Annotated in this window: 16 protein-coding genes; 15 read left to right on the forward strand and 1 reads right to left on the reverse strand. The window is 37.6% G+C overall.

The window, feature by feature from the left end; genetic code table 11:
* Positions 1-87: 87 nt before the first annotated feature.
* The 12 genes from uvrC to Q1K34_RS01380 all read left to right on the forward strand — a co-directional run bounded on the left by uvrC (position 88) and on the right by Q1K34_RS01380 (position 18267).
* Positions 88-1881 (forward strand): excinuclease ABC subunit UvrC, encoded by a 1794-nt coding sequence (uvrC, locus tag Q1K34_RS01325; protein ID WP_300433867.1) that lies wholly within the window; start codon positions 88-90, stop codon positions 1879-1881.
* Positions 1882-4110: a patatin-like phospholipase family protein gene (locus Q1K34_RS01330; protein ID WP_300433868.1), complete on the forward strand. Its 2229-nt coding sequence runs from the start codon at positions 1882-1884 to the stop codon at positions 4108-4110. It abuts the gene before it with no gap.
* A gap of 171 nt (positions 4111-4281) precedes the next feature.
* The gene (locus Q1K34_RS01335; RefSeq protein ID WP_300433869.1) at positions 4282-5454 is read left to right on the forward strand and encodes a homogentisate 1,2-dioxygenase; all 1173 of its coding nucleotides are present in this window, start codon (positions 4282-4284) and stop codon (positions 5452-5454) included.
* Positions 5455-5556: 102 nt separating this feature from the next.
* The gene (gene hppD, locus Q1K34_RS01340; RefSeq protein ID WP_300433870.1) at positions 5557-6699 is read left to right on the forward strand and encodes a 4-hydroxyphenylpyruvate dioxygenase; all 1143 of its coding nucleotides are present in this window, start codon (positions 5557-5559) and stop codon (positions 6697-6699) included.
* A 294-nt stretch (positions 6700-6993) separates the two neighbouring features.
* Entirely contained in the window at positions 6994-7770 is a 777-nt protein-coding gene (locus Q1K34_RS01345; RefSeq protein ID WP_300433871.1) for a DUF3108 domain-containing protein, read from the forward strand.
* A gap of 2 nt (positions 7771-7772) precedes the next feature.
* The gene (locus Q1K34_RS01350) at positions 7773-8738 is read left to right on the forward strand and encodes a tryptophan 2,3-dioxygenase family protein (RefSeq protein WP_300433872.1); all 966 of its coding nucleotides are present in this window, start codon (positions 7773-7775) and stop codon (positions 8736-8738) included.
* Between the two features lie 31 nt (positions 8739-8769).
* Positions 8770-9975 carry a peptidoglycan DD-metalloendopeptidase family protein gene (locus tag Q1K34_RS01355; RefSeq protein ID WP_300433873.1) on the forward strand — a complete coding sequence of 402 codons (1206 nt, stop codon included), beginning with the start codon at positions 8770-8772 and terminating at the stop codon, positions 9973-9975.
* Positions 9976-11607, forward strand: coding sequence for a glucose-6-phosphate isomerase (pgi, locus tag Q1K34_RS01360; protein ID WP_300433874.1), 1632 nt, complete (start codon positions 9976-9978; stop codon positions 11605-11607). It begins immediately after the preceding gene.
* A 188-nt stretch (positions 11608-11795) separates the two neighbouring features.
* On the forward strand, positions 11796-14330 hold the full coding sequence (locus tag Q1K34_RS01365) for a TonB-dependent receptor (RefSeq protein ID WP_300433875.1): 2535 nt from the start codon (positions 11796-11798) through the stop codon (positions 14328-14330).
* Between the two features lie 10 nt (positions 14331-14340).
* Complete coding sequence (locus Q1K34_RS01370) at positions 14341-16059, forward strand: hypothetical protein (protein WP_300433876.1); 1719 nt, start codon at positions 14341-14343, stop codon at positions 16057-16059.
* Positions 16060-16156: 97 nt separating this feature from the next.
* Positions 16157-17794, forward strand: coding sequence for an Ig-like domain-containing protein (locus Q1K34_RS01375; protein WP_300433877.1), 1638 nt, complete (start codon positions 16157-16159; stop codon positions 17792-17794).
* A 35-nt stretch (positions 17795-17829) separates the two neighbouring features.
* The gene (locus Q1K34_RS01380; protein ID WP_300433878.1) at positions 17830-18267 is read left to right on the forward strand and encodes a hypothetical protein; all 438 of its coding nucleotides are present in this window, start codon (positions 17830-17832) and stop codon (positions 18265-18267) included.
* Between the two features lie 345 nt (positions 18268-18612).
* Here the strand turns inward: Q1K34_RS01380 and Q1K34_RS01385 are convergent, their stop codons facing one another.
* Positions 18613-19683 carry an endonuclease/exonuclease/phosphatase family protein gene (locus Q1K34_RS01385; protein ID WP_300433879.1) on the reverse strand — a complete coding sequence of 357 codons (1071 nt, stop codon included), beginning with the start codon at positions 19681-19683 and terminating at the stop codon, positions 18613-18615.
* A 113-nt stretch (positions 19684-19796) separates the two neighbouring features.
* On the opposite strand from Q1K34_RS01385, the gene Q1K34_RS01390 reads away from it, so the two are divergent.
* The 3 genes from Q1K34_RS01390 to Q1K34_RS01400 all read left to right on the forward strand — a co-directional run bounded on the left by Q1K34_RS01390 (position 19797) and on the right by Q1K34_RS01400 (position 24503).
* Positions 19797-22613 (forward strand): TonB-dependent receptor, encoded by a 2817-nt coding sequence (locus tag Q1K34_RS01390; protein ID WP_300433880.1) that lies wholly within the window; start codon positions 19797-19799, stop codon positions 22611-22613.
* Positions 22614-22623: 10 nt separating this feature from the next.
* Positions 22624-24006 carry a DUF5689 domain-containing protein gene (locus Q1K34_RS01395; protein ID WP_300433881.1) on the forward strand — a complete coding sequence of 461 codons (1383 nt, stop codon included), beginning with the start codon at positions 22624-22626 and terminating at the stop codon, positions 24004-24006.
* Positions 24007-24143: 137 nt separating this feature from the next.
* Entirely contained in the window at positions 24144-24503 is a 360-nt protein-coding gene (locus Q1K34_RS01400; RefSeq protein WP_300433882.1) for an endonuclease domain-containing protein, read from the forward strand.
* Positions 24504-24543: the final 40 nt, after the last annotated feature.

Here is a 24543-nt window from a genome sequence, read left to right on the forward strand (position 1 = left end):
TTAAATTTCAGGAGGCTTAACTAAATTTTTTCCATAGCAGCCTTAAAAAATTTATGTGGATCTTATTTATGTTTTAAATTTGAGGTAATGGAAAAACCTGCGCTGGAAGTTCAGTTAAAGACATTACCCAATAACCCGGGGGTATATCAATATTTTGATAAGAACGGCAAGATCTTATATGTGGGGAAGGCAAAAAACCTCAAAAAAAGGGTTGCTTCCTATTTTAATAAGAAACATGACAGCCATCGCATAGGTGTTATGGTGAAGAAGATCCACGAGATCAAACATATTGTGGTAGCTTCTGAAACAGATGCGCTTCTGCTTGAGAATAACCTGATAAAAAAGCATCAGCCGCGTTTTAATGTGATGCTGAAGGATGATAAAACCTATCCCTGGATCTGTATTAAAAATGAACGATTTCCCCGAGTTTTTCCTACGCGCAGGATAATTAAAGATGGCAGTGAATATTACGGGCCTTTTACCAGCTTTAAAACGGTAAATACCTTATTAGATCTCATTAAAGGGCTTTACAAACTTAGAACCTGCAATTATGATCTTGCCGAAGAAAAAATAGAAAACGGAAAATATAAAGTTTGCCTGGAATATCATTTAGGCAATTGCCTTGGTCCCTGCGAAGGATTTCAGGAGGAAGAAGAATATAATAACAATATTGAAGCAATTCGGCAGATCGTGAAAGGTAATTTCAAAGATTCCCTTCAGCGTTTTAGAAATCAGATGAAAGCGCATGCTGAAAAGATGGAGTTTGAAGATGCCCAGAGAATTAAAAATAAGATCGAGGTTCTGGAGAACTATCAGGCGAAATCTACTGTAGTTAACCCGAAAATAAGCAATGTAGACGTATTTTCTATTGTGAGCGACGAGGGTTATGGCTATGTAAATTTTCTTCAGTTGTCTCACGGTGCAATTATCAGGTCCCATACCATTGAAATGAAAAAGAAGCTTGATGAAACTGATCGGGAACTCTTAGAATTGGCCATTGTTGAAATAAGACAGCGCTTCAGTTCAAATTCAACTGAAATTTATGTTCCTTTTAAGGTAGAAGTTGGGGAAGAATTGAAAATTGTAGTGCCTAAACTGGGTGATAAGAAGAAGATCGTAGAATTATCCCAGCGAAATGCAAAATATTTCCGCCAGGAAAGGTTTAAACAGATGAAGATCGTAGACCCGGACAGGCATGTAAACCGGGTGATGGCGCAGATGAAGGAAGATCTTAGATTGAGTGAAGAGCCAAGGCATATTGAATGCTTTGATAATTCAAATATCCAGGGAAGCAATCCCGTAGCAGCCTGCGTGGTTTTTAAAAACGGGAAACCGAGTAAAAAGGATTATCGTAAATTTAATATCAAGACCGTAGAAGGGCCTAATGATTTTGCTTCTATGGAAGAAGTGGTTTTTAGAAGGTATCGCAGATTGCTGAATGAAGGAGAAGATCTGCCGCAGTTAATTATAGTGGATGGAGGCAAAGGCCAACTATCGAGTGGTGTTAAAGCCCTGGAAACCCTTGGCCTTAGAGGTAAAATTGCCATTATTGGAATCGCAAAACGCCTGGAAGAGATATTTTATCCTGGGGATTCCATTCCGTTATATCTCGATAAAAAGTCTGAAACTTTGAAGATCATTCAACAATTGCGAAATGAAGCACATAGATTTGGGATTACTTTTCATCGCAATAAAAGAAGTAAAACTGCGCTTAATACAGAGTTGGAATCTATTCAGGGAATAGGGGAAAAAACTGTTGTGGAATTGTTGAAGCATTTTAGATCGTTAAAACGGGTGAAAGAAGCTTCCCAGAAAGATCTGGCTGAGGTGGTTGGAGCTTCGAAGGCAGGAATCATTCATAATTATTATCATTCGGAATAGATGCAGAGATTTTTAATCTTCTTGTTCTTTAGTATTTCACTGTTTGGGTATTGCCAGGAAAAAGGCGAGCCTAAGATAGGATTGGTGCTAAGTGGTGGTGGAGCTAAAGGCCTGGCCCATATCGGTGTTCTAAAGGTGCTGGAAGAAGAAGGGATTAAAATAGATTATATTGGCGGCACCAGTATGGGAGCCATTATTGGGGGCTTGTATGCTTCAGGTTATTCTGCCAAAGATCTGGATTCGATTTTTAGGGAAACAAATTTTAATATCTTAATTCAGGATAACCTTCCCAGAAGAGCTAAAACTTTCTACGAAAAGGAAGATTCTGAAAAATATGCCATCACCTTACCCTTCGATGACTTTGATATTTCTTTTCCTACCGGACTCTTCAAGGGTCAAAATATCTATAATTTAATGTCGCGGCTAACTATTCATGTAAGTGATGTGAATGATTTCAGCAATTTGCCAATCCCGTTTTTTTGCGTGGCCGCCAATGTAGAAACAGGAGAGGCTGTGATCCTGGATGAGGGTTCGCTGGCCAAGGCAATTTCAGCAAGTGGAGCGATCCCAACACTTCTTAGTCCTGTTAAAATTGATGATCAGTTACTAACCGATGGAGGTGTGGCCAATAATTATCCGGTGGAAGAATTGAGAAGAAGGGGTGCAGACATAGTAATTGGTGTAGATGTGCAGGATAGTTTAGTGCAAAGGGAAAAACTTCAAAATGTATTTGAGATCATGTCTCAAATAAGCAATTTTCGTACGATCAACGATATGAAGGAAAAAATCCCGTTAACAAATGTGTATATCAGGCCGGACATTAGCTCTTTTTCAGTCATGTCTTTTGATAAGGGCAATGCGATCATAGATTCAGGAAGAGTGGCTGCCCTGAAAAAACTGGAAGATATTAAAAAACTTGCTTCTAAGGTTGGGAAAGAATATAAAAGGCCCGATTTAAAAAAGGTGGATACTTTTAATATTAGTGCCCTTACACTTCAGGGAAATAATACCTATCCAAGGGCTTACGTACAGGGGAAACTGAAATTGGATTATGAGGAGCCTTATGATTTTGAAGATCTGAATATTGGACTTAACAACCTTTCTGCAACAGGTAACTTTGATAGGATAAATTATCAGTTGATCCCCGAAGATGAAGAGGGGAATTACCTACTGGCGATGCAAATAGAAGAAAGCGAAAATAAAATGCTTTTAAGACTGGGTTTGCATTACGACGAATTGTACAAAAGCGGGGCTCTCGTAAACCTTACCAGGAAAAGTTTACTTTTTACAAATGATGTAGCTTCTTTAGATTTAATTGTAGGTGATAACCTCCGGTATAATTTCAATTACTATCTGGATAAAGGTTTTTATTGGAGCATCGGTTTAAATTCAAGATATAATACTTTTGATAAGAACATAGACCTGAATGCCATACGGGATGTACAGGCGCCAGAGGAGTTTGAAACCATAAGGGAATTAGGGGTGAATTTTAAGGATTTCACCAATCAGTTTTATGTAGAAACGCTTTTTCAGCAGGTTTTTTCCATAGGTGCTGGGATAGAGCATAAATACCTGAAATTAAGTAGCAGGACTTTTAATGATGAAAGTAATACCAATAGCGACTTTATTTTTGATAATAGCCATTACGGAAGCGTTTTTGGATATTTAAAATTTGATTCTTACGACAATAAATATTTTCCGACCAAAGGCTTAAGTTTTACGGGAGATTTCCATCTATACCTATACTCTTCAGATTTCAACAATAATTTTTCTGAATTTTCCATTGCCAAGGGGGCGATTGGATATGCGGTGACGCCCTTCAATAAGTTTACCACGCGCCTTTCTACAGAAACAGGATTTAAAATTGGGAATGACGGCACTGAAATTCTGGATTTCTTTTTGGGTGGATATGGGAATGATTTCATCAATAATATCAAGCCTTTTTATGGCTATGATTTCTTAGGTCTTTCCGGAGATAGTTATATCAAAGCATTGCTGGAATTTGATTATGAAATATTCCGAAAAAACCACCTTATTGCCAGTGCTAATATTGCCAATGTGGAAGACCGGCTCTATACCACTGGAAACTGGCTTAGCGCACCAGATTTTACCGGTTATGCCCTGGGCTATGGGATAGACACTTTTATGGGGCCGCTGGAGGCTAAATATTCTTATTCTCCTGAAATTAGAGAAAGCTACTGGTTTTTTAGTCTTGGATTCTGGTTTTGAGATAGATTTCTTAAGCTCAATATTTTATAGTTTCTAAGCTTGTTTTTAGACTAGATTTAAGATTGTTTCGTCAAATTTTAATGATATTTGTATAAATCGAAATATAATGTCGATTTCATCCTGATATTTTAAGGATTCGTTAATTTTAAGCCGATTTAAAAACGTTTTATTATGCCTTTTTATCATAAACTGGGTAAAATTCCACCTAAGCGCCATACGATTTTCAGAAAACCCGATGGCAGCCTTTATTATGAGCAATTATTCGGAACGATTGGTTTTGACGGAATGTCTTCTAATCTATATCACGAACATCGCCCTACTCAGGTTAAGGAAATCAAAGGGAGCTATGACGTAACTCCCAAAATAGCAGTAGATAATAATCTTAAATCCTATAGATTCAAAGGCTTTCAAATTACTCCACATCCAGATTATTTAAAAAGTAGAAAGCCGGTTTTAACTAATTCAGATTGCGATATTATCCTGGCTTCCCCGCAGGGTTCTACAGAAGATTATTTCTATAAGAATTCTGATGCAGATGAGCTGATCTTTATCCATAAGGGAACAGGAAAATTAAGGACTCATTTGGGTAATTTAGATTTTAAATATGGCGATTATCTGTTAATACCAAGAGGAACTATTTATAAACTTGATTTTGATGATGAAGATAACCGTCTTTTCATTGTTGAATCCAGAAGGCCAATTTATACGCCAAAAAGATATAGAAACTGGTTTGGTCAGCTACTCGAGCATTCTCCCTTTTGTGAAAGGGATCTTAGACAACCTCATGAGCTGGAAACTAATGATGAAAAAGGAGATTTTCTTATAAAGATCAAGAAACAGGGAAAAATATTCGATATGGTATATGCCACCCATCCATTTGATGTGGTTGGATATGACGGTTATAATTACCCCTATGCATTCTCTATTCATGATTTCGAGCCTATTACAGGTAGAATTCATCAACCGCCACCGGTGCATCAAACTTTCGAAACCGATGCTTTCGTAGTTTGTAGTTTTTGCCCGAGAAAATATGATTACCACCCGAAAAGTATTCCTGCGCCCTATAGCCATAGTAATATAGACAGTGATGAGGTGTTGTATTATGTAGATGGAGATTTTATGAGCAGGAATGATATTGAAGCCGGGCATATTTCGTTGCACCCGGCAGGTATTCCTCATGGTCCGCATCCGGGAGCAGTTGAGCGTAGTATAGGTCAGGTAGAAACTGAAGAGCTGGCGGTGATGGTAGATACCTTTAAGCCTTTGAAGCTTACAGAAGACGCGATGGAAATAGCAGATGAAACCTACCATACGTCATGGTTAGAAGATGGACATGATCATTAAGATGAAAGAAGATTTATCAGCACAGGATAGAGCGATGTGGTAAAATTCTGAGTTCAAACTTCAGTTTTTTAAAATATCAATAATCCAAAAAAATAAAATAAAATGTCAACAGATAGCACATCATTAAATTTAGAAAAAGTAGTTCCTGAAGCAGAAGACTTTCTGCCTATTTTGGGAACAGATTTCGTAGAACTATATGTGGGAAATGCCAAGCAGGCAGCTTATTATTATCAGCATGCATGGGGTTTTCAGCCTATTGCTTATGCCGGGCTTGAAACTGGTAAAAAAGATAGTGTTTCCTATGTGATGCAGCAGGGTAAGATCAGGATCGTTTTAACCTCTCCTTTGCAACCAGATGGTAGCATTAATGACCATGTGAACAAGCACGGTGATGGCGTAAAATTCGTAGCCCTTTGGGTGGATGATGCCAGAAAAAGTTATGAGGAAACTACAAAAAGAGGAGCCAAATCTTATGTAGAACCCTATGAACTGGAAGATGAGAACGGTAAAGCCGTGATCTCTGGAATCCATACGTATGGTGAAACTATTCACCTGTTTGTAGAAAGAGGTGAATATGAAGGTCCGTTTTTACCTGGATATCGTGTTTACGATACCAAAGCTAAATCTCCAGATACCGGTTTAAAATTTATAGACCACATGGTGGGGAACGTTGGATGGAACGAGATGAATAAATGGGTGGAATTCTACGGAAAAGTGATGGGATTTGCGCAGTTAGTGTCATTTGATGACAAAGATATTTCTACCGATTATACTGCCCTGATGAGTAAGGTGATGAGCAACGGAAATGGCCGTATCAAATTTCCAATTAACGAACCTGCCGAAGGAAAGAAAAAATCTCAAATAGAAGAATACATCGATTTCTATAATGGAGCTGGCGTACAACATATTGCCTTGGCTACAGATAATATCATAGAAACGGTAAGTCAATTAAGGGATCGTGGAGTTGAATTTTTGTATGTTCCAGAAACTTATTACGATGATTTGCTGGATAGAGTGGGTGACATAGACGAAGATTTAGAGCCACTTAAAGAGCTGGGTGTACTTGTAGATAGAGATGATGAAGGTTACCTTCTTCAAATTTTCACGAAGCCAGTTTTGGACCGACCAACGATGTTCTTTGAGATTATTCAAAGAAAAGGAGCGCAATCTTTTGGTAAAGGTAACTTTAAAGCCTTGTTTGAGGCCATTGAAAGAGAGCAGGATTTGAGAGGTACGTTAAATTAAATCTAAAAAATTGCTAAAATTTAAATTTTTGACTCAAATCACTGATAATCACACAAATTATAAGTTAAAATTTATTTACTGCTTGCGGGTAAAGTAGAAATACAGGACTTTTGCACCGCATTTTTGGAGTGGTTACCAGGAATGATTAAATTTTTTTCATAATTTAAGTTTTAGTTGGTTAATAAGATAAAATTCCCCGTCATTAATTTGATGGGGTTTTTTGTTTTAATACTTTTGGAATAGTAATTGTAATCAGCGTATTAAGCCGATATACTCAAACTTATGAGAACTATTATGATTAAAAGACTTTTTGCAATTACCCTAATCTTTTGTCTAAGCCATATAAATCTATTTTCCCAAAAAGCATTCGATTCGGGAGAATGGTTTAAATTCAGAATTCATTACGGGATGTTCAACGCGAGCTATGCTACGTTAGAGGTAGATGAAGCCAACATTAATAATACCCCGGTTTATCACATTAAGGGTCGCGGTAAATCTACCGGGTTGCTGGGTCTATTTTTTAAAGTGGATGATGACTATCAAACTTACATAGATAAAAAGACAGGAAAACCTTACAAGTTCATAAGAAACATTAATGAAGGGGGATATACCAAAGATCTGGAAATAGATTTTGATCATAACAATAACAAGGCCCATGTTTTAAATAGAAAAAACAGGGAGAAAAAATCCTATTCCGTACCCAATAATGTGCACGATATGTTATCATCATTTTATTATATTCGCAACCAAATTAACGGTAAGGAGCTTAAACCGGGTGATGAAATGAGGGTGAATATGTTCATCGATGATGAAAACCTTGATTTTAAGCTTGTGTTTCTGGGTAGGGAAGTTATAAAGACAAAATTCGGAAAAGTAGCTACCTTAAAATTCCGCCCTTATGTTTTGGCAGGAAGGGTATTTAAGGAAAAAGAAAGCCTTACTTTCTGGATAAGCGATGATAAAAATAAGATCCCGGTTAAAATTGAAGCCGATCTTGCCGTTGGATCTTTAGATGCAGATCTTGAAGCCTATAAAGGATTAAAGCATCAGTTTAGCATCATAATGAATTAAATATGGAAATAAAACCCGAAATCGCAGAACGAATTGTCAGACTGGAAGAAAAGTTTAAGAATTCGGGACAGGATATGGGTTCCTATTTAGATGGTCTTTTATACGATCGTTATTTGTCTTATTGGGATTATATTGAAGTAGATACCCTTCTAAGCCTGCAAAAAACAAATACACACTTTCCTGATGAAACGATCTTTATCACGTACCATCAAATTACTGAATTATATTTTAAACTTATAATTCACGAGCAAAAGCAAATTATAGAAATCCCTACACTTACCGTTTCCTTTTTTACTGAAAAACTTAACAGGATCAACAGGTATTTTAGAATTCTTATCGATTCTTTTGATGTAATGATCAAAGGAATGGAAAGGGAACAATTTCTCAAATTCAGGATGGCTTTATTGCCTGCAAGTGGATTTCAGTCGGCACAATTTAGAATGATAGAATTATATGCGACTCCATTGCAGCATTTGGTTTCTGATGAGGTAAGAAGAAATTTTTCCGAAGAAAACAGTCCGGAAGAACTTTACGAGAATATATATTGGAAAAAAGGCGGGATCGACTTGAAAACCGGAGAAAAAACACTCACCTTAAGGCAATTCGAAAAAAGATATACCCCCCGGTTTTTACGTATTGCTAATGAGGTACGTAATAAAACTATTTATCATCGTTATTTAAACATGCATGAGGATGAAAGGGCTAATGAAGATTTAATACAGGCGATGCGGAATCTGGATGTAAATGTTAACATCAACTGGTTGTTAATGCACATAGGTGCTGCATATCGTTATCTAAGTAAAGATAAAGAGACTGTTAAAGCAACAGGCGGGACAAACTGGAAGAAATTCCTTCCTCCAAGCTTTCAAAAAATATCATTTTTCCCGAATTTATGGACTAAAGAAGAACAGGAAGATTGGGGAAAACAATGGGTAAATCATACTTTTAATACAGAAAATAAAAGATAAAAAATTGAAGAAATTAGGTATATTTTTAATAATGATACTGGCATTTTCGGCCTGTAATGATGACGAAAAAGAACAGGCGGTTAAAGAAGTTAAGAAGGAGGTGCCTCCTCCGGTAAAAAAGGAATATGGCTTTGTGCTGAATGATTTTGAAGTGGTGAAAGATACCATTGAATCTGGCGACAGCTTCGGTTTTATCATGGATCAAAACGGGGTTGGTCATGGCAAAGTCTATGAAATTTCTAATAAAGTAAAAGACACATTCAATCCTGCCCGAATTACCGCAGGAAAGAAATATATGATCTTAAAAGCTAAAGATTCTGCAAGAACTCCACAGTATTTTATTTATGAGGACGACAAGATCAATTATACGGTAGTAGCACTTGGAGACAGTATTTATGCCGAAAAGAAAAAAAGACCGGTTACCATTAAGAAAAGGGAAGTTTCCGGAGTGATCACTTCTTCACTTTCTGAAGCCATACAAGCCCAGGGTCTAAGCAACCTGTTGGTTTATGAGCTGTCTAATATATACCAATGGAGTATTGACTTTTTCAAACTTCAGAAGGGTGATCAATTTAAGATGGTCTACCGGGAAAAATATATTGATGATACTATTTTTGCCGGGATTGAAAAGGTAGATGCGGCTGTTTTTAAACATTCAGACGAACCTTATTACGCTTTTAGATATTTGAATGATACAATTTCAGGTCAGCCCAGTTTTTATGATGCTGAAGCCAAAGCTTTACAAAGTTTCTTCCTGAAAGCACCTCTGAATTATTCAAGGATTTCGTCAAGGTATACCAAAAGGCGTTTTCATCCCGTACAGAAAAGATGGAAAGCACATTTGGGTACAGATTATGCCGCTCCCTACGGTACTCCTATTGTAAGTACTGCCAATGGAACGGTGATCGCCTCAAGTTACACCTCGGGAAATGGGAATTATGTGAAAGTGCGTCACAATAGTAAGTATACCACGCAGTATTTGCATATGACCAAAAGGAATGTTCGCAACGGGCAAACGGTTCGTCAGGGAGATGTGATTGGATATGTAGGAAGTACAGGACTTGCTACCGGGCCTCATGTGTGCTATCGTTTCTGGGTGAATGGAAGACAGGTAGATCCATATCGCCAAAACCTTCCTTCAGCCAAACATATAGAAGAGGAGTTAAAAGATGAATATTTTGCTTATATAAAGCCGTTGAAAGAAGAATTAGAGCAAATTCCGTACAAAAATATTTAGATGAAAAATATAAATCCAACCACAACAAACGCCTGGAAGGAACTCGAAAAGCATTATAGTGCAATTCAAAATGAACATATGAAAGATATGTTCAGCAAGGATGAGGAGCGAGCAGAAAAATTTTCTATTCAATGGGAAGATTTTTATGTGGACTACAGTAAGAACAGGATTACTGAAGAAACCCAGGGTTTATTGCTAAAACTCGCGCAAGAATGCGGATTAAAAGAAGCTGTTGACAGCTATTTTGAAGGCAAGCCGATTAATCAAACCGAGAATCGTCCCGTATTACATACCGCTTTAAGAGCTGATAAAAATTCAGAAATTAAAGTCGACGGGAAAAATGTAGTTCCAGAAGTTCAGGAAGTAAAGGCGCAAATCAGAAGTTTTAGTGAAGAGGTAATTTCCGGGAATAAAAAAGGCTATACTGGCAAGGCATTTACAGATATTGTAAATATTGGAATTGGAGGTTCAGATCTTGGACCGGTCATGGTAACTGAAAGTCTCAAATTCTACAAAAATCACCTCGATACTCATTTTATTTCTAATATAGACGGGGATCATGTTCATGAGACCCTAAAAAACCTGAATCCAGAAACCACTTTGTTTGTGATTGTTTCCAAGACTTTTACTACGATGGAAACTATAAGCAATGCTACGACGGTAAGAGAATGGTTTCTAAAATCGGTTCCTAAAAAGGAAGTTTCCAAACATTTCGTGGCGGTTTCTACCAATATAAAAGTGGTGGAAGATTTCGGAATAGCCCCAGATAATATTTTCCCTATGTGGGATTGGGTAGGAGGTCGTTTCTCTTTATGGAGTGCAGTTGGACTTTCCATAAGTCTGGCCATAGGTTATAATAATTTTGAATCCTTATTGGACGGGGCTCGTAAAATGGACGATCATTTTAAAGAAGCCTCTTTTAAAGACAATCTTCCGGTGCAGCTTGCTCTCATCAGTATATGGTATAATAACTTTTTTAAAGCCGAAAGTGAGGCTGTAATCCCATATTCACAATACCTCCATAGATTTCCGGCATATCTTCAGCAGGCAATTATGGAAAGTAACGGAAAAAGTATGGATAGAAACGGGGAGAAAGTAAATTATCAAACCGGTACAATCATCTGGGGTGAGCCAGGTACCAATTCACAACATGCTTTTTTTCAGTTGATCCACCAGGGAACCAAGTTGATCCCTGCAGATTTTATCGGATTTAAGCATTCACTTTTTCAGGATACCTCTCATCAGGATAAATTAATGGCCAATTACTTTGCGCAGACTGAAGCCTTGCTTAATGGAAAAACTTCGGAAGAAGTAGAGGAGGAGCTAAAGGCAAAAGGCTTTAACCAGGAAGAAATCAATAGGATTAGTGCCTTTAAAGTCTTTGGTGGCAACAATCCTACAAATAGCATCTTGATAGAAAAGTTAACACCCGAAAGTATAGGTAAACTTATTGCACTTTATGAGCATAAGATTTTTGTTCAGGGAGTGATCTGGAATATATTTAGTTACGATCAATGGGGTGTGGAATTAGGTAAGCAACTTGCTAACAAAATCCTTGCTGAATTCTCATCAAAAAATATTAATAACCACGATTCTTCTACTAAAAAAATGCTAAAATTTTATTTAAGCTAATTATTTCCAGGTTGTTAATAGTTTGTTAGTAGTTTTAAAGTGCCTAAAATCAGGCACTTTCTTTTTTTGTATAGTTTTGTAGGCAGTGAATGTTAAAGTTAAATATCTTAACATTTGGATAATGTTTAAGATTAAAGAATTAGCTTTTTTTGCAGCGAATTTTAATCAAACACAAACAAACAAAACAAATGAGGAAATTATTACTGCTAGCGATGTTCTTTACATCTGCTACGATTTTTGCTCAAGGAACTATTACCGGTGTGGTAATGGATTCTCAAACTAGTGGGCCACTTCCAGGAGCGAATGTGATGGTAGTTGGTACTAACAATGGTACGATGACAGATTTTGAAGGTAACTTCTCTCTGGATGTAGAGAAATCTACCGGTACACTTAAAATTAGCTTCGTAGGATACGAATCTAAAGAGGTGAAATTCAATTTAACGAATGGAAGTCAGGACCTTGGAGAGATTATTTTAGGAGCAGATGATAATGCTCTTGATGAGATTGTGGTAACAAGCTTCTCTTTGGCAATTGACAGAAAAACTCCTGTGGCAGTTTCAACCATTAGCGCTGCTGAGATCGAAACAAAGATCGGTAACCAGGAATTCCCGGAAGTGCTTAAATCTACTCCCGGAGTTTATGCGAACAAAGCCGGTGGTGGTTTTGGAGATGCTGAACTTCGTATGAGAGGTTTTGAAGGGGAAAATATTGCGGTAATGATCAATGGTGTTCCTGTAAATGATATGGAAAATGGTCGTGTTTACTGGAGTAACTGGGCAGGTCTTTCTGATGTGACCAGAACTATGCAGACACAAAGAGGTTTGGGTGCTGCTAAAGTTGCTGTTCCTTCTATCGCAGGAACCGTGAATATTGTAACCAAAACTACCGATGCGGAGAAAGGTGGGAATATTTTTGCCGCAACTGGAAATGATGGTTACACTAAGTTTGGCGCAACAGTTTCAACAGGTAGGACAGAAAGCGGATTGGCTGCTACAGTATCTGCTTCCAGAACAGTTGGTAATGGTTATGTTGATGGTACAGAATTTATTGGATATAACTATTTCGCTAACATAGCTAAAGATTTTGGGGAAGATCATCAATTGTCTTTCACCATTTTTGGTGCTCCCCAACGACACGGTCAGCGCCAGAACAGATATCTTATTGAAACCTATCGTGAAAGCGAAAGAGGAATTAAATTTAACGGGGATTGGGGTTATTTAAATGGACAGGTGACTCATATAGAGGATAACTTCTATCATAAACCACAAATGTCTCTTAACCACTACTGGGATATCAACGAAAAAACTGAATTGTCTACTGCACTATACGCCTCTTTTGGTACAGGTGGTGGTGGTGGATGGGCCGGAACCAACAAATTTGGCCTGGATTCCAAATATAGAGACGGTTATTTGCAACCTGTGAATTTGGACCTTATCGTAGATGAAAACGTTGCCAGAGGTGCAGATGGTTCTGAAACTATTCTTAGAGCTTCAAGAAATGACCATAACTGGTTTGGAGCACTTTCTACCTTATCTACAGATATAACCAGCGATATAGAACTTCTTGCTGGTATAGATCTAAGATATTATAAAGGAGAGCACTTTCAGGAAGTTACCGATCTTCTTGGAGGACAGTATTTCTTTGATGATTCTAACGTAAACAATCCGGTAAACCTGGCGCAGGTTGGAGATAAGATTAGTTATTATAACGACGGGATCGTACTTTGGGAAGGTGGATTCCTTCAGGCAGAGTATTCAAAAGATGATCTTGATGTGTTCGTTTCTTTGGCTGCATCCAATACTTCCTACAAGCGTGTAGATTACTTCAATAACCTTGATTCAGATCCTGCTCAGGAAACAGATTTTACAAATTTCTTTGGGTACCAGGTTAAAGGTGGAGCTAACTATAATTTTACAAAAAGTAGCGGTGTTTTTGCCAACCTTGGTTATTTTGAGAGAGCACCTTTCTTTAATGCAGTATTTCTTAATTTTGTAAACGATGTGAACCCGGATGCTGAAAACCAAAAGATATTTAGTACAGAACTTGGTTACACCTTCAGAACTCCTGTGGTTAGAGCTAATGTAAATGTGTATAGAACTAACTGGAGAGATAGATCTTTAGTATATTCTTATAATAACCCGGACGGTTCTCTTGGAGTAGCAAATATCTTGGGGATCAATGCGATCCACCAGGGGCTTGAAATAGATTTTGAATATCGTCCTTTTAGTGAATTATCTATTACCGGTTTCGCATCTCTTGGAGATTATACCTGGGAAGATGATGTTACAGGAGTACAGATCTTTGATGAGGAGCAAAACCTTATAGATGAGATCAATTTATTCATTGAAGGCACTAAGGTAGGAGGTACACCTCAAACCACTGCAGGTTTAGGTGTGGATTACGAATTCCTTGAAGATATGAGAATTAGAGGTAACTATAATTATTACGGGGACTTCTGGTCAGATTTTGACCCGGTTAGCCGTAACGATCCAGATGCAGGAAATACCTGGAAACTTCCAGATTTTGGAACCCTGGATGTAGGTCTTACCTACGATTTCTCTGTAGTAGGATTTGATGCTACTTTAAATGCAAACGTTTATAACATTACAGATACAGAATATATTGCGAACGCACAGAATGGTCTTGGAAACAATGCACGTACAGCACTTGTATGGTACGGTTTCGGAAGAACTTACACTGTAGGAGCAAAACTTAACTTCTAAACAAAACAAGATGAAAAAGACATTTTATGTAATAATGGCTTTTATAGGTCTGGCCTTAACAGGTTGTGAGCCTATGGAAGACATTCATGAAGAGATAGACAATGAGCTGGATAGTAAGCTTGCTGTTGCAGAGAGAGATTATGTGCTTACTGAGGATGATTACGAAGATCTTGGGCAGAACTTTCCTAATTTCGGTTCAGTAGAAGATGCAAGAACTTTGATCCCTTCTTTACTTGCAGATCTTTATCCTACTTACGGAGCGGGTTCTATTATTAACGTAGGTTTTGATCTTTTCGATCCTCTTAGGGTTGAAGATTACACGGTTTCAGCTTCAGATTATGGAATGATCGATCTTTCTACCGACTATTTTACTGGTATGGGAGAGATTACAGATTTTCTTGAGGCTAAATATCCTCAGGCTGAAGAAGGTGAATACGTAAGACTGACGTACAATATTCTTGCTGAAGAGAAGTCTTATGAACTTAACGATGATGATTTTGACTTTATCGGTGATGAGTTTGAAACAGAATATCCTGGTCCCGCTGCGAATGCTGCTCAATTTGGAAGTTTTGATGTTAGGGAAACCAGTTCAAACTACTGGAGCAATGATATGATTGTAGAAGCTCTGGGAGCCGTAATTACTGAAAATTTTGGAACTGTCACTGGTCAAAAGTACAATGTTTCTTATGCAGTTTATAGTGGAAGTGTTGAAGAAAGAAGCATGACAGTTCAATTTGATGGGAATACCTATATTTCTGTAGGTGGTAGAGCTTATGAATTGTCTGACGATAATTATGACGAAGTTGGAGCTGAGTTTGAAACAGAATATCCTGGTCCTGCTGCCAACGTCGCCAGGTTTGGAAGTTTTGATGTAAGACCTAGCAGCGATAATTTCTGGAATGAGAATATGCTACTTGAAGCGATCAACTTTGTACTGATGCAAGAATATCCAAATGCAGAAGAAGGTGATCAATTCATTGTTTCTTATGCTATCTATAATGGATCGGTTTCTACTCAGGTTACAAATGTTATCTTTAGTAACGATGAGTTTGTAATCGATGAAAACGCTTCAGTTTCAACTATTGAAGAAACCAAAGTTTTCGCTTATACAAATGGAGAGTGGGATTTACCTTATATGCTTCCTGAAAATTCTTATACGGAAGAATTTGGTCAGCGTTTCAATAACTTTGGTGATGAAGAAGAAGCACTTTCTAAAATTGCAATATTTCTTGGGAGAGAATTTCCATATGCTACTGAAGGTGAATTCAAAGCCGTAGGATATAAGTTCTATAATGGTGAAGCAACGGTAACCGAATATGCAAACTTCGTATTTGAAGGGGGTGACTGGAACGCAATTCCATCTGTAGTTTCAGATTCACTTCAATTTGGATTTGAAGATGGAATGTGGGTGCCAGATAACACGATCAATTATACACTTACTTCTGCAGATTATTCAATCATAGCAGATGCTTTGGCTGGAAATGCTGATTTGTCAACGCAAATCGCCAGCATGGAGCGTTATAGTAATTTTGATCGTCGTCCGGGTGCAAGCGCATACTGGTCTGATGCTGATATTCTTTTAGCCATGCAAGCGCTTCTAAATGAGATCGCGCCTAATGCAGAAGAAGGTCAGAAGTATTTGGTAACATTCGATATCTACAACGGCACAAATACTACGGAAAGTCTTGGCCTTATAAGAGAAGGTGGAGAATGGGTGATAAACGAATAAGTTCTACCACTTAATTTATATAAACCTCTTATCTTCATGGTAAGAGGTTTTTTTTTGGCTTAAAATGTTGGATATTTGCAGCCGTAATACTTGAAATATGAAGAAATATATTAGTCTCTTTCTGCTTGTGGTGATCTTGGCCTGTTCTGGTGAAGATGATTCGGTATCCAATCCCACTCCCCCCGTTATAGACGAAAATCCCGTAGCTAAGGCAGATGAGCTTTCCGCAGTAGAAAATGAGGCTTATACTTTTAATCGCTCCAAGCTACTTGAGAATGATGAAATTGTGGATAATGCCATCATTACTTCCATAGATTCAGAAACAGAAGCCGGCGGGAGTATTACCGATAATCGTGATAATACCTATACTTACGAACCAGCCAAAGATTTTACCGGAAATGATACTTTTTCATATACTATCTGTGTTCCGGGGGATTCAGAAAGATGTTCAAGTGCCATAGTAACTGTTATTGTCGGAGATGCCGGTTCGCCGGTTGCCGAAGATGATTCCTTTACTATGGAAGAAGGAAAAACCTATACCATTAGCAATCACCTGGAGAATGATGATGTTGTAGATAATGCGGTAGTGACTTCAGTAGAAAGTGCCAGCGGTAATGCGACGGTAACGCTACAGGAAGATGGTAGTATCCTTTATGAACCAGAAGCCTCATTTTCAGGTCAGGATAGCTTTACCTATACCTTGTGTGATGATGACGAGACCCCTAACTGTTCTACAGCAACAATTACCATACAGGTACAGGATACAGGCTCTCCGGTCGCGAATGATGACACTGTAGTGATTGAGTTAGGAACCACTGAAGAGATTATTACCAAACTTTTAGAGAATGATGATTTAACAGACGATGCTGTCATTAGTTCTATCGATGATTCAGGAAGTAATGCTAGCATTGTTCTTAATAACGATGGAACGGTCTCCTACAAACCAAAGACCGGATTTAAGGGAGAAGACAGCTTTAGCTATTCTATTTGTGACGATGATGCCGAAGCTACCTGCTCTACGGCAACCGTAACGGTAAATATTGTTGAAGTCGTTAAATTTAATATTCCGGATAATTTGAAGGATTATTATGCTGATGCAACCTTCAGTGTAGATCCTGATCTACTATATGCTGAACTTTCAGATTTTACTAATGCCCAGCATACCAACCGACTTGAATATGTAGATCGCCACGATTATCTCTATGATGCAGATGCAGATCTTGACGACGACTCCATGGTAGTCCTGGTTTATTCAGGAGAATTGAGGCCAGATGACGAATACCAGTTGGGAGATCTTGATGGTGATGAAAGTTTTAATACCGAACATATATATCCTCAATCCCGATTAAACACTGAAGAATCTGTAAGTGATCTTCACTTATTAAGAGTGGCCGATGCTGAGATTAATTCAGAAAGGTTAAATTATCCTTTTACCGATGGAAGTGGTGAATATAAGCTGATAGATGGTGACAAATGGTTTCCCGGAGATGATTGGAGAGGTGATGTTGCCAGGATCATTATGTATGTTAACCTTAGTTATGGCGATAGCTTTACCGAAGTTGGAAACCTGGAACTATTTCTGAAATGGAATCGTGAAGATCCGGTTTCAGCTTTCGAATTACAGCGTAATAATGTGATTGAAAATGCCCAGGGTAACAGGAATCCCTTTATTGATAATCCCTTTTTAGCTACGCTTATTTGGGGTGGGGCAAGCGCTGAGAATACATGGGAATAATTAGTATTTTAGCGAACTCTAAAAATTAAAAATTTATGTACGAAACCATTCAGTTTATCCATTCATATTGGGCATATCTTGTCTTATTTATGCTTCTAATTGCAAGTTTTAATGGAATCATTGGATTTGCAACTAATAAGGAATATTCAGCTACCAATTTTAGGATAGCACTTTTTACCCTTATTGTTTCTCATATTCAGCTTTTAATAGGAATTGTACTTTATTTTACCACTCCTTACTTTAAGATGTGGGCAGAAGAAGGAATGGGCGGAGTTATGGGCGATGCTACCTTAAGATTATACAATGTAGAGCATCCGCTTATGATGATCATCGCAATTGCCTTGATTACCATTGGATATTCAAAACATAAAAAGAAACTTACTTCCAGGCCTAAATTTAAAATGCTGGCCATTTTTTACGGTTTTGCATTGGTAGTAATGCTTTCGAGAATTCCATGGAGCGCCTGGTTCTAATCTATAATTAAGTATCAAAGTCATATTGAGCGCAGGCGAAATGTCTTCTTTTCAGGATATGTAGATTTTTGACTGAATTCTTCAATGCGGATGAAGCGAAGCAATAGCAATCTATATTGACGGAACACCCTACTAGAGTTTACCTGATTATATTCATAATGACTGTTGTAAATGTAGATTTTCATTGATGGTCATCTCGACCAAAGGGAGAGATCTTATTGGAATTAGATAAAATTAAGAGGTTTCTACTCCGCTATGCTCCGTCGAAATGACACCAACTTAATCCGATGATTACACTTCAGAGGCTCAATAAAATAAATTTAATTTTAAAAAGGCTCCGGATTTTTAAGGGGCTTTTTTGTTATAGTTAAGTGCCCTAATTAAATAAATATACACCGGAAAATGATCGCTATAACCACCTTCGTATCCAGAATAACCATAGGTACGTGCAGGATATCCTTTAAATTGTCCGGTGGTAGTAATTAGATAAGGTTTATTAAAGATTCCTGCCTGGTAGAATTGAAATCCTGAGTTATTTGCCTGTACCAGGTTACCGGTCATATAGAATTGGTCGAACAAATTCCAGGAATCCCTGTAGGCAAGACTACCTTTTCCCTGTTTTAGCATTTTTTCCATAGGATTAAATAACTCGCTGGAGGAAAGAGATTCTTTGCTGGATTTGGCATTCAGGACTTTTTTAAAACTTTTATTTGTGGGATCATCATTAAAATCGCCCATAGAGATAATTTTTGCTTCAGGATTTAATTTGACCAGGGAATCGATGATCCTTTTATTTAAGAAGGCTGCTTTTTCCCTTTTATAGGCACTTCGGGCTTCGCCTCCTCCCCGGGAAGGCCAGTGATTTACTATAAAATACATTTCTTCTTTATTTAGTAAACCTGAAACCACTAACTGGTCTCTGGTATAATCTCGTTTTCCAGGATTATCAGCTTCGTATATAACCAGCTTTCTGGCTTTAGAATCTATTGGCTGAAAAGATTGCTTTCTATAGAGGAAAGCAACATCAATCCCTCGCTCATCCGGGGAGTCATAATGTATAATACCATAATGCAGATCTTTTAAATTTGGATGGGTTATTAGATCTTCCAGCACCTGTCGGTTTTCAATTTCACATAGACCTATAATCGTCGGTGGTTCTTTCGTGGTTTCCTTACCTACTTCTGAAAGTACCCGACTTATATTTTCAATTTTGGACCTATACTTTTCATCATTCCAGACATCTTTTCCGGTAGCGGTACGGTCATCATCAAAAGTTTCAGGATTATCAATCGTGTCAAACAGGTTTTCTACGTTATAAAATGCTATGGTATGTATTTCATAATCTCTTTTTTCCTGACCCGATAATGAGTGAAAAAGCATGTAAATGCTGACAATTAGAAAATTCCTGTAGTTCATTAAAAATTATTTTTAAACCCGTACTTAAATAAATGGATTTTTTAAACTACTGAATATAAGTTTATTATATATTTAACCGATAGTTTAATTAATATTTATTTTGGGGCAATTAAATGAACATAAAGGTTATTGTGGTTTTTATAGCCGTGCTTATGGGGACGTCTATGAAACCTCAGCAAATTACCATTAAAGGTAAATTTGCAGACGCCTTTACCGAAGTGCCCTTACCACAGGTAAAAGTTTCCATCGAAAATAGTTTCAACGAAGTATATTCCAATTCAGAAGGTGAATTCTCTCTGGAACTTATGAATATTGTTCCCGGTGAATATATCCTAAGAATTGACAAATTGGGGTATCTAATTAAAAGGATCCCAATCAGACTAACTTCTGAAGTGAAAATACTGGAGACAATTCTCTTAGAACCAGATCTTTCTTCAGAGCAAATTCATCAAAATACGATAAGTCTTTCTGACGCTGAATTGCTTTCAGAAGAAAGCGAATTCGATAATATCTCGGGAATTCTACAATCCAGCCGGGATGTATTCTTAAATGCAGCAGCATTCGATTTTAGTCAGACATTTTTCCGTCCGAGAGGTTTGGGTTCAGAATATGGGAAGATCCTTATAAATGGCCTTGAAATGAATAAAATGTATGATGGCAGGCCACAATGGGCCAACTGGGGAGGATTAAATGATGTACAGCGGAATCAAATATTTTCAAATGGAATTTCGGCGAACGATTTCCAGTTTGGGGGCTTAGGAGGAACTACCAATATTATTATGCGTGCTTCTAAATATCAAAAAGGGGGTAGACTGTCTTTTGCAGCTGCCAATAGAAGTTATACCGGAAGGATCATGGCGACCTATGCTTCGGGTGAAAATAACAATGGCTGGTATTATGCAATTTCGCTGGGAAGGAGATTTGCAGAGGAGGCTTATATTGATGGAACTATATATAGCGCTAATTCTTTATTTATTTCTGCTGAAAAGAAGCTGGGGAATGGACATTCACTTAATTTCAGTGGTATTTACACCCCTAATATTCGCGGTCGTTCAGCAGCGATTACTGAAGAGGTATTTGAACTGAAAGGCAGGACGTATAATCCTTACTGGGGTTTTCAGAATGGAGAAATTCGTAATTCCAGGATCAGGGAGATAAAAGAACCGGTATTGATGCTAAATCATTTTTGGGATATTTCAGGAAAAATGAAACTTAATACAGCAATTTCCTATCAGTTTGGCGAAACTTCTAATTCCAGGATAGACTATGGCGGGACGGTTTTAAATATAGCAAACGGTCAACAAAGTTTTGCGGGTGGGGGTGCAAATCCAGATCCTTCTTATTATCAAAAATTGCCTTCCTATTTTCTCCGGTTTCCGGATGCTCAAAATTTTGAAGCTGCTTATCAGGCACAACTTGAGATTACCCAGAATGGCCAATTAGACTGGAATTCCCTGTATTCCTCCAACTTAATAAATTCTGAAAACTCTATTTATGCTCTATCCGAAGACGTAAATAAAGATTCGCAGTTTACGGTGAATTCTAATTTTAGCTGGGAACTTCGAAATAATTTAAAATTGAATTCTTCTTTTAGACATCATACACTTAAAAGCGAAAATTTTTCCAGAATAAAGGATTTGTTGGGTGGAAACCAGTTTTTGGATATCGATGTTTTTGTACAGGTTGTGGCTGGCGAAGTTAGTGGCCGTCAAGCTCAAAGCGATTTGCAGAATTTAAACAGATTGGTTCGGGAAGGGGACCGATATAAATATAATTATGAAATTGATGCGGAAGAAACAGAACTTTTTGGTCAATTACAATGGAATAATAATAAGCTCGAGGTTCATGTATCAGGAAATATAGAGGCAGTACAATACCAAAGGAAGGGGAAATATCAAAACGGGATTTTCCCAGATAATTCCCTGGGAGCAGGTAATGTGGCTGAATTTTTAAATTTTGGTATAAAAACCGGCGGCGTTTATAAGTTTTCCGGTAGGCAGAATGTTGAAATTAATACAGCGTATTTTACCAAAGCACCGGGATTTAGGAATGCTTTTATAAATCCTAGGCAGAATGATTTTCTGGTAAACGACCTTTCAGAAGAAAATATATTGAGCGGAGACCTTTCTTATCGTTATCGTTCTTCTTTTTTAAATTTCAGGCTTACCGGATATTATACTCAAATAAATGATGTCACAGAGGTTTCATATTATTTTGCGGAAGGTCTTTCCGGGCTGGAAAGGGAAAATACGGCTGCGTTTGTTCAGGAGGTATTAAGTGGAATGGATAAGAAGTATTACGGATTGGAAATGGGAGCAGAATCTCAGGTCACTCCTACTATTAAATTGAAAGCAGTTTTGGCGCTCGGGGAATATCTCTATGCCAATAATCCTGAATTATCGCTAAGCTCAGCTTCCTTCAGCGAAACCCTTAACTATGGAAAGGCATATCTTAAAAACTACCATTTATCTGGCGGTCCACAAACTGCGGCCCAAATAGGATTTGAATATCGGGATCCGGATTTCTGGTGGTTCAGCCTTAGCCTTAACTATTTTGCCAACGGATTTGTAGATATAAATCCGCTTACACGTACTATAAATTTCCAACAGGATTATGACGGCCTACCTTTACTGGATTATGCTCCTGAGGTTGCAGTTAAATTGCTAAGACAGGAAAAATTTGAAGATTATTTCCTTACAAATATGGTAGGAGGTAAATCTTGGCGCATAAAAGATAAATACCTGGGCACTTTTATAAGTCTCAATAATATTTTAGATGTTTTTTATAAGAGTGGTGGTTATGAGCAGGCCAGAAATTCTAACTACCGCACGCTAAAGCAGGATTTGGATCGGGATTTACCGTTGTTTTCAAACAAATATTGGTATGGCCAGGGAACTACTTTTTTTGCGAATGTATATTTAAGGTTTTAATGAATGGGATATGAGGAATTTTGTAATTTTTGGTTGGGGGATAATTTTTATGATACAAGGATGTGTAAAAACAGATGATTTTGAAATTCCTGAACAGGAAATTTCAGAAGTTGAAATTGAAGGAAATCTCACCAGTATTTTAGCAGTAAAAGGCAACTTTAATTTTGATACTGAAGCTATTTATACCTTCCGGGAAAGTGATACCTGGTTTGAGGGCTATGTGATTTCCAGTGATGCTAGCGGCAATTTCTATAAGGAACTGGTAGTTCAGGATAAACCGGAAAATCCAGTTGCCGGAATTCATATATTATTAGATCATAATTCTCTTTTTCAAACTTATAATATAGGTAGGAAGATCTATGTTAAGCTGGACGGTCTAAGCTTGTGGTATAATAATGGAGTATTGCAATTAGGTATTCAAAACAGGGGTGATGTGGTGGCAATACCAAATTCTTTAATAGATGACCATATTATAAGATCTGAAATAACTGCGGAAATCCTTCCGAAGAATATCAGTATCTCAGATTTTAATTCGGAATTAAAGAATTTATATGTCAAATTACAAAATGTTCAGTTTGATCGAAATCTGGTTAAAAATGATCAGATTTTTTCCTTTGCCTCCAATGCTTATGACAGGTTTGACGGAGAGCGGCAGCTAGAAAGTTGTGAAACCGGTGAAACTGTCTTACTGAGTACCAGTACATTTTCTAATTTTAAATCGCTCCTTATTCCTGCGGGTTCAGGAAGTATTGCAGGGATTTTAACCCGGGATTTCTATGATGAACATTATGTAGTGGTGGTGAATTCGCCAGATGCCTTGCAAATGAATGGAGAACGATGTGATACAGAATACCTGAGTTGCGAAAATGCAACTACTACTAATGGCACAAAAATCATATTTGAAGAGAATTTTGATGGGGTAACTTCTAACACTACTTTAAATTCACGAGGCTGGACCAATGTGAATGTAAGTGGGGGAGAGAAAAAATTCACTCCTACTTTATCTGCAGGAAACCGGATTTTGCGGATTTCAGCATATAATACCAATGAAAGTCCGTTAGAGGCCTGGCTGGTTACTCCAAAAATAGATTTAAACTCTTCAAATTCTGAAATGTTGAGTTTTGATATACTTTCTTCCTACGATAAAGGAATGATTCTCGAAGTATATATCACCCAGGACTATACCGGTGATCCGCTAAGTACCGAATGGACAGAGTTAGATGCCAATATTCCATTCGGCCCTTCAAGTTCTAATGCAACGATTTTCAGAGAATCAAATATTAATATTTCCTGTTTAGAGGGCAATGTTTGGATAGGCTTCAGATATTTAGGCTCCAGCTTTGATAAAACTACTACGTACGATCTTGATGATATTAGAGTGATTGGGGAATGAAATTAAAACGGACCACCCCGTCCTTCGGACACCCCTCCTAAAATAGGAGGGGAGAAAAAAATAAACAAAAGGCTTCTTCCCTAATATTAGGGAAGGTGTCAGCCGATGGCAGACGAAAGGTCAAAAACACAATTCCTATGAAGAGAATACACAACCGAAAATACCTGGAACCATATCGTAAAAAATTGAGGAAATCACTTACTCCGGCGGAAGCTTTTCTTTGGAAGCATTTACGAAATAGTAAGTTAGAAGGGCGAAAATTCAGAAGGCAACATAGTATCGAAAATTATATTGCGGATTTTTACTGTCCGCAGGAAAGATTGATTATTGAACTGGATGGGCAGGTTCATTTTAATGAAGCTGCCAGAGAATATGATAAAAAGAGAACCGATGATTTAAATATGCTTGGAATTAGAGTTATAAGATTTGAAAATAAAGTAGTGTTTGATAATTTGGATTTTGTGATACAGAAGATAAAAGATAATTTTAAAAACTGACCACCACGTCCCTCGTACACCCCTTCTAAATTAGGTGGAG

It is taken from the genome of Christiangramia sp. (genome assembly GCF_029937855.1).
In the GTDB taxonomy this organism is placed as follows: Bacteria; Bacteroidota; Bacteroidia; order Flavobacteriales; family Flavobacteriaceae; genus Christiangramia.

Bases quoted from the DNA above. Each gene is read 5' to 3' on its own strand.
- uvrC (WP_300433867.1), top strand. From the start codon at position 88: ATGGAAAAACCTGCGCTGGAAGTTCAGTTAAAGACATTACCCAATAAC.
- Q1K34_RS01330 (WP_300433868.1), top strand. From the start codon at position 1,882: ATGCAGAGATTTTTAATCTTCTTGTTCTTTAGTATTTCACTGTTTGGG.
- Q1K34_RS01335 (WP_300433869.1), top strand. From the start codon at position 4,282: ATGCCTTTTTATCATAAACTGGGTAAAATTCCACCTAAGCGCCATACG.
- hppD (WP_300433870.1), top strand. From the start codon at position 5,557: ATGTCAACAGATAGCACATCATTAAATTTAGAAAAAGTAGTTCCTGAA.
- Q1K34_RS01345 (WP_300433871.1), top strand. From the start codon at position 6,994: ATGATTAAAAGACTTTTTGCAATTACCCTAATCTTTTGTCTAAGCCAT.
- Q1K34_RS01350 (WP_300433872.1), top strand. From the start codon at position 7,773: ATGGAAATAAAACCCGAAATCGCAGAACGAATTGTCAGACTGGAAGAA.
- Q1K34_RS01355 (WP_300433873.1), top strand. From the start codon at position 8,770: ATGATACTGGCATTTTCGGCCTGTAATGATGACGAAAAAGAACAGGCG.
- pgi (WP_300433874.1), top strand. From the start codon at position 9,976: ATGAAAAATATAAATCCAACCACAACAAACGCCTGGAAGGAACTCGAA.
- Q1K34_RS01365 (WP_300433875.1), top strand. From the start codon at position 11,796: ATGAGGAAATTATTACTGCTAGCGATGTTCTTTACATCTGCTACGATT.
- Q1K34_RS01370 (WP_300433876.1), top strand. From the start codon at position 14,341: ATGAAAAAGACATTTTATGTAATAATGGCTTTTATAGGTCTGGCCTTA.
- Q1K34_RS01375 (WP_300433877.1), top strand. From the start codon at position 16,157: ATGAAGAAATATATTAGTCTCTTTCTGCTTGTGGTGATCTTGGCCTGT.
- Q1K34_RS01380 (WP_300433878.1), top strand. From the start codon at position 17,830: ATGTACGAAACCATTCAGTTTATCCATTCATATTGGGCATATCTTGTC.
- Q1K34_RS01385 (WP_300433879.1), bottom strand. From the start codon at position 19,683: ATGAACTACAGGAATTTTCTAATTGTCAGCATTTACATGCTTTTTCAC.
- Q1K34_RS01390 (WP_300433880.1), top strand. From the start codon at position 19,797: ATGAACATAAAGGTTATTGTGGTTTTTATAGCCGTGCTTATGGGGACG.
- Q1K34_RS01395 (WP_300433881.1), top strand. From the start codon at position 22,624: ATGAGGAATTTTGTAATTTTTGGTTGGGGGATAATTTTTATGATACAA.
- Q1K34_RS01400 (WP_300433882.1), top strand. From the start codon at position 24,144: ATGAAGAGAATACACAACCGAAAATACCTGGAACCATATCGTAAAAAA.